The organism is Limnohabitans sp. (assembly GCF_044373035.1).
Classification (GTDB): domain Bacteria; phylum Pseudomonadota; class Gammaproteobacteria; order Burkholderiales; family Burkholderiaceae_C; genus Limnohabitans_A.
Genome location: NZ_JBILQU010000017.1, coordinates 21,286 through 38,411 on the forward strand (window position 1 = coordinate 21,286; position 17,126 = coordinate 38,411).

Annotated in this window: 12 protein-coding genes; 1 reads left to right on the top strand and 11 read right to left on the bottom strand. The window is 61.5% G+C overall.

All coding sequences use genetic code 11. The annotated features are described in order from the left end of the window. Positions 1-5: 5 nt before the first annotated feature. From ACIQ47_RS04650 to ACIQ47_RS04695, 10 genes are all read right to left on the bottom strand, one after another. Positions 6-2,156: a 4Fe-4S binding protein gene (locus ACIQ47_RS04650; protein WP_396437061.1), complete on the bottom strand. Its 2,151-nt coding sequence runs from the start codon at positions 2,154-2,156 to the stop codon at positions 6-8. Continuing rightward, positions 2,083-2,814 carry a DUF3306 domain-containing protein gene (locus ACIQ47_RS04655; protein WP_396437062.1) on the bottom strand — a complete coding sequence of 244 codons (732 nt, stop codon included), beginning with the start codon at positions 2,812-2,814 and terminating at the stop codon, positions 2,083-2,085. Before ACIQ47_RS04655 ends, ACIQ47_RS04650 begins: the two co-directional genes overlap by 74 nt. Further along, entirely contained in the window at positions 2,811-3,368 is a 558-nt protein-coding gene (locus ACIQ47_RS04660; RefSeq protein WP_396437063.1) for a DUF3305 domain-containing protein, read from the bottom strand. Before ACIQ47_RS04660 ends, ACIQ47_RS04655 begins: the two co-directional genes overlap by 4 nt. Before the next feature lie 34 nt (positions 3,369-3,402). Continuing rightward, positions 3,403-3,579 carry a hypothetical protein gene (locus ACIQ47_RS04665; RefSeq protein WP_396437064.1) on the bottom strand — a complete coding sequence of 59 codons (177 nt, stop codon included), beginning with the start codon at positions 3,577-3,579 and terminating at the stop codon, positions 3,403-3,405. A 19-nt stretch (positions 3,580-3,598) separates the two neighbouring features. After that, positions 3,599-6,391 (bottom strand): formate dehydrogenase subunit alpha, encoded by a 2,793-nt coding sequence (gene fdhF / locus ACIQ47_RS04670; RefSeq protein WP_396437065.1) that lies wholly within the window; start codon positions 6,389-6,391, stop codon positions 3,599-3,601. After that, complete coding sequence (locus ACIQ47_RS04675; RefSeq protein ID WP_396437066.1) at positions 6,388-8,100, bottom strand: NADH-ubiquinone oxidoreductase-F iron-sulfur binding region domain-containing protein; 1,713 nt, start codon at positions 8,098-8,100, stop codon at positions 6,388-6,390. Before ACIQ47_RS04675 ends, fdhF begins: the two co-directional genes overlap by 4 nt. A gap of 6 nt (positions 8,101-8,106) precedes the next feature. Then, positions 8,107-9,420, bottom strand: a complete 1,314-nt coding sequence (gene boxA / locus ACIQ47_RS04680; protein ID WP_396437067.1) for a benzoyl-CoA 2,3-epoxidase subunit BoxA — start codon at positions 9,418-9,420, stop codon at positions 8,107-8,109. A 481-nt stretch (positions 9,421-9,901) separates the two neighbouring features. Continuing rightward, positions 9,902-11,329: a benzoyl-CoA 2,3-epoxidase subunit BoxB gene (gene boxB, locus ACIQ47_RS04685; protein ID WP_396437068.1), complete on the bottom strand. Its 1,428-nt coding sequence runs from the start codon at positions 11,327-11,329 to the stop codon at positions 9,902-9,904. Positions 11,330-11,431: 102 nt separating this feature from the next. After that, positions 11,432-13,090: a 2,3-epoxybenzoyl-CoA dihydrolase gene (gene boxC, locus ACIQ47_RS04690; protein ID WP_396437069.1), complete on the bottom strand. Its 1,659-nt coding sequence runs from the start codon at positions 13,088-13,090 to the stop codon at positions 11,432-11,434. Between the two features lie 159 nt (positions 13,091-13,249). After that, on the bottom strand, positions 13,250-14,164 hold the full coding sequence (locus ACIQ47_RS04695; protein ID WP_396437070.1) for a helix-turn-helix transcriptional regulator: 915 nt from the start codon (positions 14,162-14,164) through the stop codon (positions 13,250-13,252). A gap of 166 nt (positions 14,165-14,330) precedes the next feature. Between ACIQ47_RS04695 and ACIQ47_RS04700 the strand changes: the two genes are divergently transcribed. Further along, entirely contained in the window at positions 14,331-15,893 is a 1,563-nt protein-coding gene (locus ACIQ47_RS04700; RefSeq protein WP_396437071.1) for a benzoate-CoA ligase family protein, read from the top strand. Between the two features lie 48 nt (positions 15,894-15,941). Here ACIQ47_RS04700 and apbC read toward each other — a convergent pair whose 3' ends face one another. Further along, positions 15,942-17,030: an iron-sulfur cluster carrier protein ApbC gene (apbC, locus tag ACIQ47_RS04705; protein WP_396437072.1), complete on the bottom strand. Its 1,089-nt coding sequence runs from the start codon at positions 17,028-17,030 to the stop codon at positions 15,942-15,944. Positions 17,031-17,126 lie beyond the last annotated feature (96 nt).

Here is a 17,126-nt window from a genome sequence, read left to right on the forward strand (position 1 = left end):
AGCATTTATCGGGTTTTGGGAGGCAGTTGGCCATCGGTGATGCGCACCTGGTTCTCGTCGGTGAACATGTCCACCACGCGGCAGTCGCCGCACATTTTCAGGCGTTCCAGCGCGGCGCCTTGGAACATGCTGTGGCCAGTCAGGCGACCCAACATGGTCTCAATCGCTTTGAGGGTGCCAAAGGGTTTGGCGCAGCGGATGCAGGCATACGGCGGGCTGCTGTGCACCACGCGGGGCTGCGTCCGTTCGGCCAGCAGCGACAGGCGCGGCTGCAGCGTGATCGCGTTTTCGGGGCAGGTCGTGGCACACAGACCGCATTGCACGCAGTTTTTCTCGACAAACCGCAACTCGGGCTGCAAGGGGTTGTCTTGCAGCGCCGACGAAGGGCAAGCGCCCACGCAGCTCATGCACAGCGTGCACTTGCTGCCGTCCACCGTGATGCTGCCCAAAGGCGACCCCGCGGCGGGCAAGGCGAGTGCCTTGGGGCGCGAGGCCTCGTCCATGGCCATCACGGGCGACTGGGCCATCAGGTGGTCGATGACCAGCTCCAGGTTGCTGCGCTTTTCGGCTTGCACCGCGTGACGGGCGGCGACGGCAGGGCCTGTGGGCAGGCTGGCGGTCTTGAGGCTGCGGGCGCACAGGCGTTGCAAATCGGCGTCCAAAGAAAACGCGGTCTTGGCTTCGATGAGCTGGAAATGCACGCCGGTGTAACCCAGGCCGTTGAGCAAGCTTTGGGCCACGGCCATTTGCTCAAGGAGCGCGGCGCGGTATTGCGGCGCTTCTTCGGCGGTGATCAGCACCATGACCTGGCGAGCGCCATAGGCCACGGCCGACAGCCACAGCTCCATGCCCACACTGGCGGTGTGCCACAGGGCCACGGGCATCACGCGGGCAGGCACGCCTTGCATCACGCCCAGCTGCGCACCCCGACCCAGCTCGTCGATCAGCGCCTGGCCTTTGTCTTGGCTGTGCAACAGCAAAGCAGCATCGCGCCCGCCAGCGGCTTGGTAGGCCCAGAGCAATGCGCGGATCTTGGCCCCCTGCTCTGCCGGGCGCGGGTAAGCGTAAGTCAGGGCCCCAGTGGGGCAAGCCGTGGTGCAAGCGCCGCAGCCCACGCACAAGTTGGGGTTGACCACGATTTGCTGGCGGCTTTTGTCCGAGCGCACGGCCTCGGCCGAGCAGATGTCGATGCAGGCGCTGCAGCCGACTTGTTCGTTGCGGCTGTGGGCGCAGAGCTTTTGTTTGTAGGCAAAAAACCGGGGCTTTTCAAACTCGCCCACCAGTTCGCGCACCTTCAGCAAAGTTGGCAGGTCTTGTCCATCCCAGCGGAAGTAGCCTTGCGGCAAGGCGTGTGAGGTGAAGGTGGGCGATGCTTGGTCGCCACGCAAGTCCAGCACCACATCAAAGCGCTCGGTTCGCGGACGGGCGTCGCGGCTGAAGTCAATAGCACCTGCGGCATCGCACACCTTGACGCAGTCGCGGTGCGATGTGCAGCGTGACAAGTCCACCAGGTAATCCAGGCCAATGGCCTGCTCGGGGCAGGCGGCCACGCAAGCGTTGCAGCGGGTGCACAGGTCCAGGTCAATCGGGTTGCTGGCGTCCCAGGTCACATCAAACGCACCCAGCCATCCGCTCAGGCTTTGCAAGCGCCCGGCCACCACGGGATGACGCCGTTCCTGACTGCCCCCGGCGTTACCCGGGCCTTGCGCAAAAATCGTGACCTGCATCGCATCTGACAAGAAACTGGCGGCGCGTTCGGCCACATCGATGGCCCCGATGATGAGCACGCGGCCTTCGCTTTTGTAGGTGACGGTGGCCACCGGTTCGGGTTCGGGCAAACGGGCAGCGGCCAGCAGTGCGGCCATTTTGGCTGTGGCGTGTGCGGCTTCACGGCCCCAGCCGCCGGTTTCGCGGATGTTGACAAAGCGGATGGGCGAAATCGCGCCTTCGGTTTGCTCGGCCAGTTCACTGAACAGGCGTTTTTCTTGGGTGCAAGCCACCACCACGGTCTCGCCGGTTTTCACGGCTTTTTGAAATTGTCCAGCCTCGCGGCGGCACAAGGTGGTGTGCAGCGTGAGGTCTTCACCCAGTGCTTGGCCCAGAGCTTGGGCTTGCAGGGGCATGGTTTGGTTGCAGTTGCAAATCAGGGTGGTCATGTTTGGGGTGCGCGTTGACGTGGGGCTGAAGCACGGGGCTGACCGGCCCTGCCAAATCAGGCAGGTGAGGAGGCGACTGTGCCACAACTGGCGAGCCTTGCGCAGCCGCAGGACTTTGCACAGGGTTTTCACAAGGGCCTGCAGCAGGACTGACAACAGGCAACACGGGCTCGGCCGTGGCCGCAGTCTTTGCCGCCGCTTCATCGGGTTTGTCGAACAAACCCAGCAGTTGCGCGCCCACCATTTTTTGCAGCATGCCTGCAGGCATGGGGTCGGGTGTGTTGTAGTCGCCGATGTAGATGTCGAGGCCGTCCATGGCATTGAAATGCGGGTCGGTGAACAGTTTTTTCATGGCCACATTGCGCACATCGGCGGTCACGCCGGGCCGCATGAAAGGCTGAAAGTCCGAGTTCGGCGTCAAGGCGCGCGCATCGTCCAGGCTGGGCAAGGGCTTGGCGGGTAACTCGCTGGACTTCGCTTCGGTTGCACCCGACTCAGTCTCTTGGGCCGCAGCCTTGGAACTTTGCAACGATTGGGACGATCCAGTCAATTCAGACGACTCGACCGGACTCGCCGGGATGGCAGGTTCGGCCAACGGCAAGCCCTTGGCCACGGATTGCTTGCGCTGCGACCAGCGGCTGAAAAAGTGCTCGCTCATGGGCCCTGCCTCCCGCCCTTGCGCTTGTCCGTTGTACTGACCGAGGCGGGTTGACCAAAGCGGTCGGTCAGGCCCTGAAAACTTTGCGGGCGCTGCCGGCGCTTGACTTCGGGCACATAAAAGGCGTCGGTGAAGGCCTGCAACCGGGCCACCACTTCGGGCGAGGCAGGGACGTTTTCCACGGTTTCCTGGGCATCGAGCCAGCGACCCGCGTCGTGGTAACTCAGACTCAGGGCTTGGGGCACAGCCTGCTCCTCCTGGCCATCCTGCCCTTGTTGCACACGCCACATGACAAAAAGACTGGGGGTGGGCGAGGTGAGGTTGAGCCAATAGCCTTCGGCGTCGTCGCTGAACAGCTCCAGCCGCCAAGCAGGGTAAAGCCACAGGGCTTCGCCATCGGTTTGACGCAGGCAGCGCGGGGTTTCACCAAACCCGGCTTCATGCGGCACCACATCGGCCAGCACCCAGCGGTGCGACTGCCAGCGGGACATGGCCCCTTGCACGGCTTCGCGGCGCATCAGCACCGCCATTTCGGAAACGACATGAACAGACATTGGGCACTTTCTTTCAGCGGGGCTTGCCCCTTCATCAACCCAGCATGGTTTTGTTCAGCAAGGGTAAACGCAAAGCGAAAACCATGCGGCGAACGGGCTCGAAGCGGAAGGTGAAACGAGCACCGCGCATCTCGACGTTAATCAAAATCAATTCAACCGCCTTGGCCAGATCGGTCAGCCCACCGTGGGCGCAGCCGCACCACCGGCCCATGGGCGCAAACCGCTGCCGATCATGCGTTCACCGGGGTTGCCGCTTCCATCCGCACGGCGCAGTATTTGAATTCTGGGATCTTGCCAAACGGGTCCAGCGCCGCGTTGGTCAGCAAATTGGCCGCTGCCTCCTGATAAGCAAAGGGGATGTACACCGTGCCCAGCGGCGTGCCGTCGTCCTGGCGCAGCTGCAACAGCACCTTGCCGCGCCGCGAGGCAATGCGCACAAGCTGCCCGGCCTGCAACCCCAGCCGGCGCAACTCGCTGCCGTGCATCGAGGCCGTGGCCGCAGGCTCCAGCGCATCGAGCACACTGGCGCGGCGCGTCATGCTGCCGGTATGCCAGTGCTCCAGTTGCCGCCCGGTGATCAGCACCAGCGGGTATTTGGCATCGGGCAGCTCGTTGGCCGGGATAAGACTGGCGGGCACCAGCCGCACTCGACCGTCTGCCGTGGGAAAGTGGTCATGGAAGACGATCGGCTGACCCGGATCGTCTGCAGTCACACAGGGGTAAGTGACCGAGCCCGCGTCCAGGCGCGCCCAGTCGATGCCGCCAATGGCCGGGGCCATGGCCTGACGCATTTCTTCATAGACCTCTGCCACACCCGCTTGCTCGCCTGCGTAGTGCCAGTTCAGGCCCATGCGCTGGGCGATCTGCTGGATGATCCACAAATCGGGCTTGGCATCGCCCGGCGGCAACACGGCTTGGCGGCCCATCTGTACCGTGCGGTCGGTGTTGCTGACGGTGCCGGTCTTCTCGGGCCAGGCGCTGGCGGGCAGCACCACATCGGCCAGCCAAGCGGTTTCGGTCAAGAAGATGTCTTGCACCACCAAATGCTGCAAGCTGGCCAACGCGTGGCGGGCATGGTTCAGGTCCGGGTCGCTCATGGCCGGGTTTTCGCCCATGATGTACATGCCGCGCACCTTGTGCGGGTCGGTGTCTGGCGCGAGGGCCTTGTGCATGATTTCGACCACGGTGTAGCCAGGTTGGTCGTCGAGCTTCGTGTCCCAGAACTTTTCAAACCAGTCGTGTGCTGACTTGTCGGCGACCCGTTGGTAATTGGGGTACATCATCGGGATCAGGCCGGCATCGCTTGCGCCCTGCACGTTGTTTTGGCCACGCAAGGGGTGCAGGCCGGTGCCGGGGCGGCCAATCTGCCCGGTGATGCTGGCCAGCGCAATCAGGCAGCGCGCGTTGTCGGTGCCGTGCACATGCTGGCTCACGCCCATGCCCCACAAAATCATGGCGGCTTTGGCCTTGGCGTAGGCCCGTGCCACTTCGCGGATGGTGTCGGCCGGGATGCCGCACACCGCGCTCATGGCTTCGGGTGTGTAGCCCTGCACATGGGCCTTGAGAGCGGCCACGTTGTCGGCACGCTCGCGCAAAAACTGTTCGTCGCACAGGTTCTCGGTGACGATGACGTGCAGCATGGCATTGAGCAGCGCCACATCGGTGTCGGCCTTGAACTGCAGGTTGCGCCAGGTGTGGCGACCGATGTCGGTGATGCGCGGGTCGGCCAGCACGATGCGGGTGCCGCGCTGGGCTGCGTTCTTCATCCAGGTGGCGGCCACCGGGTGGTTGTTGGTGGGGTTGGCGCCGATGACGATGATGAGGTCTGAATGCTCGACATCGCGCACCGGGTTGCTGACGGCCCCTGAGCCCACCCCTTCGAGCAATGCCGCCACACTGGACGCATGGCACAGGCGCGTGCAGTGGTCCACGTTGTTGCTGCCAAAGCCGGTGCGCACCAGCTTTTGGAACAAGTAGGCTTCTTCGTTGCTGCCTTTGGCCGAGCCGAAACCGGCGAGGGATTTGGGGCCGTGTTGGTCGCGCAGCGCATTGAGCGGCTGGGTGGCCAGATCGAGTGCTTCTTCCCAGGTCGCTTCGCGGAACACTTCGCGCCAGTGGGTGTGGCCATCCAACAAGGACACATCTTTGGCCACCCCCGCTTTGCGGATCAGCGGTTGGGTGATGCGGTCTGGGCTGTGGATGTAGTCCATGCCAAAGCGGCCCTTGACGCACAAACGGCCTTCGTTGGCCGGGCCAGCGCGGCCTTGGACGCTGATGATTTTTTCGTCTTTGACCTGGAAAGTGACCAAACAACCCACGCCACAAAACGGACAGACCGAATCGACTTCGCGGTCCACCTTTTGCGGGCCCATGTGGGTCTTGGGCATGAGCGCGCCGGTAGGACAAGCCTGCACGCATTCGCCGCAACCCACGCAACTGCTGCCCCCCATCGGGTCGGCCAGATCGAACACCACTTGCGTGTGCGCGCCCCGAAAGGCCAGACCAATCACGTCGTTGACCTGCAGATCACGGCAAGCGCGTTCGCAGCGGTTGCACTGAATGCAGGCATCCAAGTTCACGGCCATGGCCGGGTGGGACAGGTCGGCAGGCACCGCCTCACGCTTGAGCGCTGCCAGTTGCGGGCGCACCTGCACGCCGTGGTGCTCGGCCCATTGACTCAGTTCACCGTGCGGGGCCTCGGCACGGTCATCCAACCATTTGTGGCCCTGCTCGGGCAGATCGGCCAGCAGCATCTCCAGCACCATCTTCTGACTTTTGACAGCGCGCTCACTGTCGGTGCGCACCTGCATGCCGGGCGTGGCGCTGCGGCAGCAGCTCGGGGCCAGGGTTCGTTCACCCGCCACTTCGACCACGCAAGCGCGGCAGTTGCCATCAGGCACCAGACCTTCCTTGTGGCACAAGTGCGGGATGGCGATGCCCAACTCTTTGGCGATGTTGAAAATGCTTTTGCCGGCGGCTGCTTCAACCGGTTGGCCGTTGAGGGTGAATTGAACGGTGCTCATGCAGTCCCCACTTCGTGCGGAAAATAATCCAGCACACACCGTATCGGATTCGGCGCGGCCTGACCCAAGCCGCAGATGGATGCATCGCCCATGACCTGCGCCAAGTCTTGCAAAGTCTCGGCATCCCAGACTTCAGCCGTCATCAGTTGCGCTGCTTTGTCGGTGCCCACACGGCAGGGTGTGCATTGGCCGCAACTCTCGTGTGCAAAAAAGCGCATCACGTTCAGCGCAGCTTCGCGGGCACTGTCGTGTTGGCTCAGCACCATCACGGCGGCCGAACCAATGAAGCAGCCGTGCGGCTGCAGGGTGTCAAAGTCCAGCGGCACATCGGCCAAGCGCTCAGGCAAAATGCCACCGCTCGCCCCACCCGGCAGGTAGGCGTAGAGCGTGTGCCCCTCGGCCATGCCGCCGCAGTGTTCATCCACCAGTTCACGCAGCGTGATGCCCGCAGGCGCAAGCTTGACGCCCGGCTGCTGGACGCGGCCGCTCACGCTGAAGCGGCGCAGGCCTTGGCGGCCTTGACGCCCTTGCGCGGCAAAGCGCTCCGCGCCATGCTCGATCAGTTCGCGCACCCAAAACAGGGTTTCAAAGTTATGTTCCAGGGTCGGGCGTCCAAACAGCCCGACCTCGGCAATGTAGGGCGGGCGCATGCGCGGCTCACCCCGTTTGCCCTCGATGCTTTCGATCATGGCCGACTCTTCGCCACAGATGTAGGCGCCCGCGCCACGGCGCAATTCGATGCGCGGCAAAGCGCAAGGCGGGTTGGCCTGCAAAGCGGCCAATTCTTGGGTCAGCAAGACACGCGCCTCGTGGTACTCGTCGCGCAAATAGATGTAAACCGCCTCGCAACCCACCACACTGGCAGCGATCAGCACGCCTTCCAAAAAACGATGCGGGTCGGCCTCCAGGCAAGTGCGGTCTTTGAAGGTGCCGGGCTCGCCTTCGTCGATGTTCACCGCCATCAGACGCGGTCCGGGCTGGCTGCGCACGATGCGCCATTTGCGACCGGCCGGAAAACCTGCGCCACCCAGGCCGCGCAAGCCAGAAGACTCCAGCACCTGGATGACCGATTCATGGTCTTTCAGGCCTGTGGCCACTTGCAAGGCCAGCTGGTAGCCCCCGGCTTTTTTGTAATCGTCGTAATGCAGCGCATGGGGCAAGGCCAGAGGCTGGATGTTGTTATCGCCCACCAGAAGGGTCACGCCTTCGGCCGTCGCCTGCGCCACTGCCTGCTGGCCCACTTGCGCCGCAGGCGCTTGCTCGCAGCGGCCCAAACAAGGCACGTTGACGACCTGCACGTCGCCCGACAGATCCCGCTGCAATTGGCGCAGCAAGCTGTCACTGCCCGCCAAACTGCAGCTCAAGCTGTCGCACACCCGCACAGTGATGCGCGGGGCCGGTGCATCGTCTTTCAGGATCTGAAAGTGGTGATAAAAAGACGCCACCTCGAACACCTCGACCACCGGCAAGCGCATCTCGGCGGCCAGCGCCACCATGTGGCGCTCAAAGAGAGCGTGGAAGTGGTCGTTCAACAGATGCAGGTACTCGATCAGCAAATCACGGCGGTGGCCACCTTCGGGTGGTGAACCGATCAAAGTATTCACCTCGGCGCGCGCATCGGGCGAGGCCTGACGACCTTTGAGCTGGGACCTTGGCTGGCGCAATTTCTGGCGAACTTGGTCGAGACCGATGTGGGTGGTATTGGCCATGCGGGGTCAGTAGGTTTCGAGGTGCAGACGGCCTTCTTTTTTCAGCGCCGCGCCTACGGTATCCCAATCAAGACCGGCGTTCTGTGCGATATCGCGCAAGGCCATCACCACGCCCTCCTCCATGCTTTTGAGGCCACAGACATAAAAGCAGGTGTTCGGGTCTTTGAGCTGCAGCGCGATGTCGGCGGCGCGCTCGCGCAGCGCGTCTTGCACATAACGCTTGGGCTTGCCCACTTCGCGCGAGAAAGCAAACTCGGTGTCAATGAAATCTTTGGGCAGGTTGTTGAGTGGGCCAAAGTACGGCAGCTCCGCGGGCGTGCGGGCACCGAAAAACAGCATCAGCTTGCCCCCTTCGAACTTGCCGCTGGCCCTCAGGCGGCGACGCCACTCGGTCATGGCCCGCATGGGGGCAGACCCTGTACCCGTGCAGATCATGACGATGTTGCTCTTGGGGTGGTTGGGCATCAGAAAGCTCGCGCCAAACGGCCCAATCACCTGCACCTTGTCACCGACCAACAGGTCGCACATGAAGTTGGAGGCCACGCCACGCACAGCTTGGCCATCGTGGTCTTCGAGCACGCGCTTGATGGTGAGCGAAACATTGTTGTGCCCTGGGCGCTCGCCGTTGCGGGGGCTGGCAATGGAATACTGGCGCGCATGGTGCGGCTTGCCGTTGGCATCCAGCCCAGGCGGGATGATGCCAATCGACTGGCCCTCGAGCACCGGGAAAGGCATGCTGCCAAAGTCGAGCACGATGTGGTGCGTGTCGTAGTCTTGCTGGCCAACTTGTTGGCCGACCTCGGTCACGCGCAGGTTGCCCGTGACGGTAGCGGTGATGGTTTTGTCTTGCGCCTTGGGGCCATAGAGGTTGGTATAGGCGTGGGCCGCAGACCAAGGAGGAATCGTCGCACCCAACTGGGCCGAGTTGAAGCCCGAAGCAGCGGCGGTGCTGACGGCCGAAGCCGAGGAAGAGGTAGCCGATTGCAATGCGGTTTGCGCTTGTTCTTGTGCGGTGTCTGCGACGCCGCCCGCAGCAGCCAACTCTTGAGCACTCAGTTCTGCGGGCAGGTCGTACCACTTGAGTTGTTCTTCGATGCTGTAGGCCTTGGCCTTGGGCACCATGCGCCAGTTGTCAATCGAGCCTGTCGGGCATGGTGAGATGCAGTCCATGCAACCGTTGCAGATGTCGGCCTTGACCACGTAGTTGAGCGAGTCGTGCGTGATGGCACCGACCGGGCAGATTGCTTCGCAGGTGTTGCAGCGGATGCAGATTTCCGGGTCAATCAGGTGTTGCTTGATCAGCGTGGCTTCGGTGCTCATGTCTTGGCTCTCTTGTGTTTGCTTGTCTTATCTTGTGGGTGGTCTGCGTGGTCCACGACGTGATGGCTTGGGCATGCGTGGTCCGCAACGGTATGGCTGTGGGCCGGGCGCCTCATACTGGGGTACCAGAAATCGGCGCCCGGCCCACAGCCATACTGTCGCTCTGTGCCCTTTTTGAAGTGCTGAGTCTACTGGGACCCGGCGTGTACAGCGCACCCATGTCATTGAAAGGGCAAGGGGCGGGTGACGATTTGCGGTACCCCGCCATAAGGAACCCGCCCCATGCCCTTTCAATGACCGCCTTTAATCAAAGCAAAACATGTGGGCAAGTCAAACAACTCAGAAGCCGAGCGAACCCCATGCAGTTGACAGAGGAAGGGGCGGGTGACGATTTCTGGTTCCCAGTATGAGGAACCCGCCCCTTCCTCTGTCAACTGCCGCCCCCACAAAGAGGGCAGCAGTCGATCAAAGATTCAACGCATCAGTTGAAGCGAACGTAATCAAAGTCCACTGGCTGACGGTTGATGCCCATGACGGGTGGCGCGATCCAGTTGGCGAACTTGCCTGGCTCGACGCAACGGCCCATCAGGCTGGCCACATAAGCGCGGTCTTCGTGGGTGGGCAACCACTCGCCCACTTGCGCCATCCACTGCTCGTCGGTCACCACGCGGCCATCAGGCGTGATCTTGGAGCCCGACAAGGAGCCGATGTTGCGGTGGAAAGCCTTGTGAGGGGCGGTCAAGGTGAAAGGAATACCGGCCTTGCTGATCACGCGGTTCCAACGTTCGATGCCGCCTTTGGAATCGGTGATGTAGTCGTCGCGCAGCACTTCGTTCAAAGCGTTGAGCATCGGCACTTCTTTCTCGATCAGCTTACCGCCTTCAACCGACAAGATTTTGTAGCTGTTGCCCTTCAGGACGTGGTCATCACCGCGCTTGCCTTCTTCGTAGCGGCCCTTGAGGCCCGAGCTGTAGAAAGTGGCGGCATTCGACGACTCGTCGGCACCGAACAAGTCGATGGTCACCGAGAAGTGGAAGTTGATGTAACGCTGGATGGTGGGCAAATCGATCACACCGGCAGCGCGGAGTTTGCCCACGTCGTCGGTTTTGAGCTGGTTCATCACATCCACCGTGCGCTGGATGGTGCGGCTCACGCCGGACTCGCCCACAAACATGTGGTGCGCCTCTTCGGTCAGCATGAACTTGGTGGTGCGGGCCAGGGGATCGAACGCCGACTCGGCCAAAGCGCACAGTTGGAACTTGCCGTCACGGTCGGTGAAGTAAGTGAACATGAAGAAGCTCAACCAGTCAGGTGTCTTCTCATTGAACGCTTGCAAGATGCGGGGGTTGTCTTCGTTGCCGCTGTTGCGCTGCAGCAGTGCATCGGCTTCTTCTCGGCCGTCTTTGCCGAAGTATTTGTGCAGCAGGTACACCATGGCCCACAGGTGGCGGCCTTCTTCGACGTTGATCTGGAACAGGTTGCGCAGGTCGTACATGCTGGGCGCGGTCAGGCCCAGGTGGCGCTGCTGCTCGACAGACGCTGGCTCGGTGTCGCCTTGCGTCACGATGATGCGGCGCAGGTTGGCGCGGTGCTCGCCAGGCACGTCTTGCCAGGCTTTTTCGCCGATGTGGTCGCCAAAATGGATCTTGCGGTCTTGCTCGCCGGGGTTCATGAACACGCCCCAACGGTAGTCGCGCATCTTGACGTGGCCAAACTGGGCCCAGCCTTGCGGGTCCACGCTCACGGCGGTGCGCAGGTACACGTCCATGTCGGTCGAGCCTTCGGGGCCCATGTCGTCCCACCAGTTGATGAAGTTGGGCTGCCACTGCTCAAGCGCGCGCTGCAAGGTGCGGTCTTCGCTCAAGTTGACGTTGTTGGGGATTTTTTCGCTGTAGTTGATACCGGACATCATGATCTCCTGGGGGGGTTAATGGGGTTTAGGGTTTAGGTTTAGGGTTGGGCGTTGGACTCCATCTTCACGCTCAACACTCAACGCATAACGCTGTACGAATCAGACGCGATTCATATCAAACTGGACTTTCTCGCCTTTGCCGTAGACCTTCAGAGCACCCTTTTCGCCGACGGCGTTGGGGCGCTGGAAGATCCAGTTTTGCCAGGCGGTCAGACGGCCAAAAATGCGGGTGGCCATGTTTTCCTTCTGGGCGAAACGCAGGTTGGCTTCCAAACCAGTCAAAGCATCGGGCGACATGGAAGAACGCTCTTCCAGGGCCAAGCGAATTTCGTCAGCCCAGTCAATGTCGTCAGGCGCAGCCGTGACCAAGCCCAGCGCCAAAGCGGCATCGGCGTCCAACACTTGGCCAATCGCACCGCGTGCGGCTTCCATGGCGGGCACTTCTTCATAAAAGCGGCGCTGCAGGCGGGTCTGGTCGTTGACCATGGGGAAGAAACCGAAGTTCATCTCGCTCAGTTGCAGCTTGGGCGCTTTGTCTGCGTCGTCAGGCAGCGCCAGCATGTAAGCGCGGTCGGCGCAGAACGCCAGCTCGGCCAGCGTGCCCGCAAAGCACGTGCCTTCTTCGATCAGGGCGAACAGGCTGCGCGAAGACACGTCCATGCGGGCCAGCGTGCGGCGCAGGTGGCCAATGGTCTCGCGCACCAGCCAGTGGTCTTTGTGGGCCAGCAAGGTGGCGTCAGACGCCAACACGGCCGCTGCATCGCCCGAAGTCTTGAGCACCCAGGTGCCGATGTCCAGTTCGTTGGTGCGCATGTGCAAGATGGCGTCGTCGAGTTCGCGCACCATCTGCAGCGGCCACCAGTTCACGCCTGCGGCTTCGATGCCATCGATATTCGTGGGCTGAGCAGAGGCCGGGGCTTTGACGGTGAAGGTGGCGATGCGCTTGGCGCGGTCGATGTCCACCGTGACGTTGGTGTAAGTCAGGGCATCGGCCGCGATGCTGCGGTTCAAGGGCGTCAAGCTCACGCCTTTGACGCCTGCGGTGCGGATGCTGCCAGCGGCCAGTTTTTTGGCACGGGTTTGCACGGCTTCCTTGAACACAGCGGGCTTGGCGATGGCATCGACCAGACGCCAGTCCACGGCTTTTTGACCCCGCACACCTTCCACGCTGGTGCAGAAGATATCGGCCAGGTCGTGGCGCACATGGCGCTTGTCGGTCACGCGGGTCAGGCCGCCGGTACCTGGCAACACGCCGAGCAAAGGCACTTCAGGCAAAGACACGGCGCTGGAGCGGTCATCGACCAAGACGATTTCATCGCAAGCCAGGGCCAGCTCGTAGCCGCCGCCAGCGCAAGCGCCGTTCAGGGCTGCGACGAATTTCAGGCCGTCGTGCTTGCTGGAGTCTTCAATGCCGTTGCGGGTTTCGTTGGTGAACTTGCAAAAGTTCACTTTCCAGCCGTGCGTGGACACACCCAGCATGAAGATGTTGGCACCCGAGCAAAACACGCGGTCACGCGCGCTGGTCACCACCACCGAGCGCACTTCGGGGTGCTCGAAACGGATGCGTTGCAGCGCATCGTGCAACTCAATGTCCACACCCAAGTCATAGCTGTTGAGCTTGAGTTTGTAGCCAGGGCGGATGCCAGCGTCTTCGTTGATGTTGATCGACAAGGTGGCGATCTCGCCCTCAAAAGCCAGCTGGATGTGTTTGTATTGCGAGGGGTTGGTTTGGTAGTCAACCTGGAAAGCTTGCGTCATGTGGGTGTCTCCGGTGGCAAGGGGATGTTGTTTTCGATCAAAAGATGCATTTCATTGCATGTTAAATTGAATTTTAGTGCAGGTTGCATGGCCACACAATATGCACTTTAATGCATTTACTAAGTATTTACCCTAGTAAATGCATTTTTCTTCCACCCTTCAAACCGGCAGCGTCAAATGCTGGCGCACCGAAGTACGCAAGGCTTCAAAAGCCTGGTCTTCGCTGCGGCCACTGGTGTTGATGGCCAAGTCGGCCTTGGAATAAAAAGCCGAGCGACCTTCCAGGATGCGCTTGAGGTCTTCCATCGCCTCGCGGCTCGCGGCCATGGGGCGCATGTCACCCTGCGCGGCCACACGGCCCATGTGGTCAGCAGCATCGGCCTGAAGCCACACGGTCGTGCAATGCGAGAGCAGCAAATTGAAGTTGGCCGAGTCCGACACCAAGCCACCCGGTGTGGCGATGACGACTTCGGGGTAAATCTGGATCGCCTCTTCAAGCGCACGGCGCTCGTAGCGGCGGTAAGCGTTGGCGCCATAGAGGTTGTGAATCTCGCTGATCTGGCAACCGGCAAACTGCTCGATCTCACGGCTGAGCTCAATGAACGGAAAGCCCAAGTTGTCGGCCAGGCGCTGGCCCAGTGCGGTCTTACCGGCACCGCGCAAACCAATCAAGGCAATGCGGTTCTGGCGCTCTTGCGCTGTGCCGCCCTCGCCAAACAGCTCGACCAGTTGCATGCGGGCACGGCGCAGATCGGCCTCACTGCGTTTGGACAACAACTCGCGGATCAGCAGCCATTCGGGCGACGTGGTGGTCACATCGCCCAGCAACTCGGCCAGCGAGCACTGCAGAGCAGTGGCCACTTGCAGCAGCACCAACACCGACACGTTGCCCGTGCCGTATTCGAGGTTGGCCAAATGCCGCTCGGACACATCGGCCGCCAAGGCCACGGCACGGCGCGTCATGCCTTTGCGCGAGCGCAGCATGCGCACGCGCTCGCCCAGCGCCTCCAGAAAAGGGCTGCGCTTGGTGTCAGGCTCGGTTGGATCGGTGGACAGCTTTACTTCAGAGGTCATGTTCAACACAGCGCTTCAAAACAGGGAAAACCCTAGGATTTAAAACAACCCAAAATATGCACTTTACTGCATACTACGGAGGACGCACAATAGTGCATAAGATGATGTTTATACCGCCAACTGACGCGCTTGAACACAGACCATCGAAATAAAAAGGAGACACAGCTTGAACCCAGCAACCCCACCCCCTACCGAATTCAACTTCGCCCAGCACCTGATCGCGACCAACGCGGGGCGCGCCCACAAAACCGCCCTGATCGACGACGAAGGGAAGATGACCTATGGCGAACTGACCGAACAGATCCGACGTTTTGCCGGCGGTCTGCAAGCCATGGGCGTCAAGCGCGAAGAGCGCGTGCTGCTGCTCATGCAAGACAGCAGCGAATGGGTCGTGGCCTTTTTGGGCGCGCTGTATGCGGGCGTGGTCCCGGTGGCGGTCAACACCTTGCTCACCTCCGAAGACTATGCCTTCATGCTGAGCAACAGCCGCGCCCAAGCGGCGCTGGTCTCGGGGGCCTTGCTGCCCACGCTGCAATTGGCGATGGATCTGGTCAAAACCGAAGTGCGACATGTGGTCGTTTCGCGACCCACCACTGCACTGGCACAGGGCCAATTCAACATGGCCGACTTCGTGGTGCAAAACTCCCCGGTGCTGCCCGCGCAAACCCTGGCCGATGAACCGGCGTTTTGGCTGTATTCGTCCGGCTCCACCGGAAAACCCAAGGGCACTGTGCACAGCCAGGGCAACTTGTATTGGACAGCCGAGCTGTATGGCCAAGGGGTGCTGAACTTGCAAGAGAGCGACACTGTGTTCTCGGCTGCCAAGCTGTTTTTTGCCTATGGCCTGGGCAACGCCCTCACCTTTCCGCTGAGCGTGGGGGCCACGGTGGTGCTGATGGCCGAGCGCCCCACCCCACAAGCCACCTTCAAACGCCTGGTAAACCATCAACCCACCGTGTTTTACGGCGCGCCCACCGGCTACGGCGGCATGCTGGCCAACCCTGATCTGCCCGCCAAGAGCCAGGTCGCACTGCGCCTGTGCTCTTCGGCTGGTGAAGCCTTGCCGCGCGACATTGCCGAACGCTGGTCTGCGCACTTTGGCTGCGACCTCATCGACGGCATCGGCTCGACCGAGATGCTGCACGTGTTTTTGTCCAACCGCCCCGGCGACGTGCGCTACGGCACCACGGGCAAAGCCGTGCCTGGCTACGAAGTGCAACTGCGGGGCGAAGACGGCAGTGTGGTGACGGGCCACAATGAAATAGGCGACCTCTACATCCAGGGGCCCAGCAGTGCACTGATGTACTGGAACAACCGCGAAAAAACCCGCGACACCTTTCAGGGCGTGTGGACCCAAAGCGGCGACAAGTACACGCGTGACCCCGACGGCTACTACACCTACGCTGGCCGCAACGACGACATGCTCAAGGTCAGTGGCATTTACGTGTCGCCTTTTGAGGTGGAATCCACCCTGGTACAACACCCCGCCATTTTGGAAGCGGCCGTGATCGGCAAAGAAGACACCGATGGCCTGACCAAGACCAAGGCCTTCATCGTGCTCAAAGCCGGTCAGAGCCTGACGCAAGAAGAGGTCAAGGCCTTTGTGAAAGAGCGCTTGGCCCCCTACAAATACCCGCGCTTCGTCGAATTTTTGGCCGAGTTGCCCAAGACCGCCACAGGAAAAATTCAGCGCTTTCGCTTGCGTGACTTGGAAAGCACCAAACGCTGAAAGCCAAAAACCGGCGCAGGCCGGATGTTTTCATGGGCCTTTGTCCAATCAGGTGTCTTTGCTCACCTTGATCGTCGGGAACTTGTTGGAAAAGTCCTTGGCCTTGGCCGCGATCTTGACCGCCACCTGGCGGGCCACGGCTTTGTAGATCTGGGCCACTTCGCCGTCGGGGTCGGACACCACCGTGGGTTTGCCGTTGTCGGCCTGCAGGCGAATTTGCATGTCCAGCGGCAGTGCGCCCAGGTAGTCCATGCCGTATTCGGCGGCCATTTTCTTGCCACCGTCAGCGCCAAAAATGTGCTCCACATGGCCGCAGTTGGTGCACACGTGGACCGCCATGTTCTCGACCAGGCCCAAAATCGGCACGCCGACTTTCTCGAACATCTTCACGCCCTTTTTGGCGTCCAGCAGGGCGATGTCTTGCGGGGTGGTCACGATCACCGCGCCCGTCATGGGCACACGCTGACTCAGCGTGAGTTGGATGTCGCCCGTGCCAGGTGGCATGTCCACGATCAAATAATCCAGCTCTTTCCAATTGGTCTGGCGCAGCAGCTGCTCCAGCGCCTGGGTGGCCATGGGGCCGCGCCAGATCATGGCCTCGTCTTGGCTGACCAAGAAACCAATCGACATGACCTGCACGCCGAAGTTCTCCATGGGCTCCATGGTCTGGCCGTCTTCGCTCTCGGGGCGGCCTTCGATGCCCATCATCATGGGTTGGCTGGGGCCATAAATGTCGGCGTCCAGCAGACCCACTTTGGCCCCCTCGGCCGCCAGCGCCAGCGCCAGGTTGACGGCGGTGGTGCTCTTGCCCACGCCGCCCTTGCCCGAGGCCACAGCCACGATGTTTTTCACTTGCGGCAGGAGCGCCACACCGCGCTGGGCGGCGTGAGCCGTGATCTTGCTGGTCACGTTGGCCGACACATTGGCCACACCCGCCACGCCTTTGGCAGCGGCAATCAGCGCCTGGCGAATGCCGGGAATCTGGCTCTTGGCCGGATAACCCAGCTCGACTTCAAACGACACATCAGAGCCTTCGACTTGCAGGTTTTTCAGGGTTTTGGTGGACACGAAATCTTTGCCCGTGTTCGGGTCGATCACGGTTTGCAGGGCTTGGAGAAGTTGTTCGGTGGTCGCCATGGTCTCTTTCTAGAATGGGCCGAAGTTTACCGACAAGCCAGCCCATACACCCTAAAATCACCGATTCCCCTACAAACTGCCCCACCATGTCTGCCC

What these genes read in the sequence shown, in the direction of transcription:
- boxB (WP_396437068.1), bottom strand. Translation starts at nt 11,329, where the DNA reads ATGTCCGGTATCAACTACAGCGAAAAAATCCCCAACAACGTCAACTTG.
- ACIQ47_RS04695 (WP_396437070.1), bottom strand. Translation starts at nt 14,164, where the DNA reads ATGACCTCTGAAGTAAAGCTGTCCACCGATCCAACCGAGCCTGACACC.
- ACIQ47_RS04675 (WP_396437066.1), bottom strand. Translation starts at nt 8,100, where the DNA reads ATGGCCAATACCACCCACATCGGTCTCGACCAAGTTCGCCAGAAATTG.
- ACIQ47_RS04655 (WP_396437062.1), bottom strand. Translation starts at nt 2,814, where the DNA reads ATGAGCGAGCACTTTTTCAGCCGCTGGTCGCAGCGCAAGCAATCCGTG.
- ACIQ47_RS04650 (WP_396437061.1), bottom strand. Translation starts at nt 2,156, where the DNA reads ATGACCACCCTGATTTGCAACTGCAACCAAACCATGCCCCTGCAAGCC.
- boxC (WP_396437069.1), bottom strand. Translation starts at nt 13,090, where the DNA reads ATGACGCAAGCTTTCCAGGTTGACTACCAAACCAACCCCTCGCAATAC.
- apbC (WP_396437072.1), bottom strand. Translation starts at nt 17,030, where the DNA reads ATGGCGACCACCGAACAACTTCTCCAAGCCCTGCAAACCGTGATCGAC.
- ACIQ47_RS04660 (WP_396437063.1), bottom strand. Translation starts at nt 3,368, where the DNA reads ATGTCTGTTCATGTCGTTTCCGAAATGGCGGTGCTGATGCGCCGCGAA.
- ACIQ47_RS04665 (WP_396437064.1), bottom strand. Translation starts at nt 3,579, where the DNA reads ATGGGCCGGTGGTGCGGCTGCGCCCACGGTGGGCTGACCGATCTGGCC.
- boxA (WP_396437067.1), bottom strand. Translation starts at nt 9,420, where the DNA reads ATGAGCACCGAAGCCACGCTGATCAAGCAACACCTGATTGACCCGGAA.
- fdhF (WP_396437065.1), bottom strand. Translation starts at nt 6,391, where the DNA reads ATGAGCACCGTTCAATTCACCCTCAACGGCCAACCGGTTGAAGCAGCC.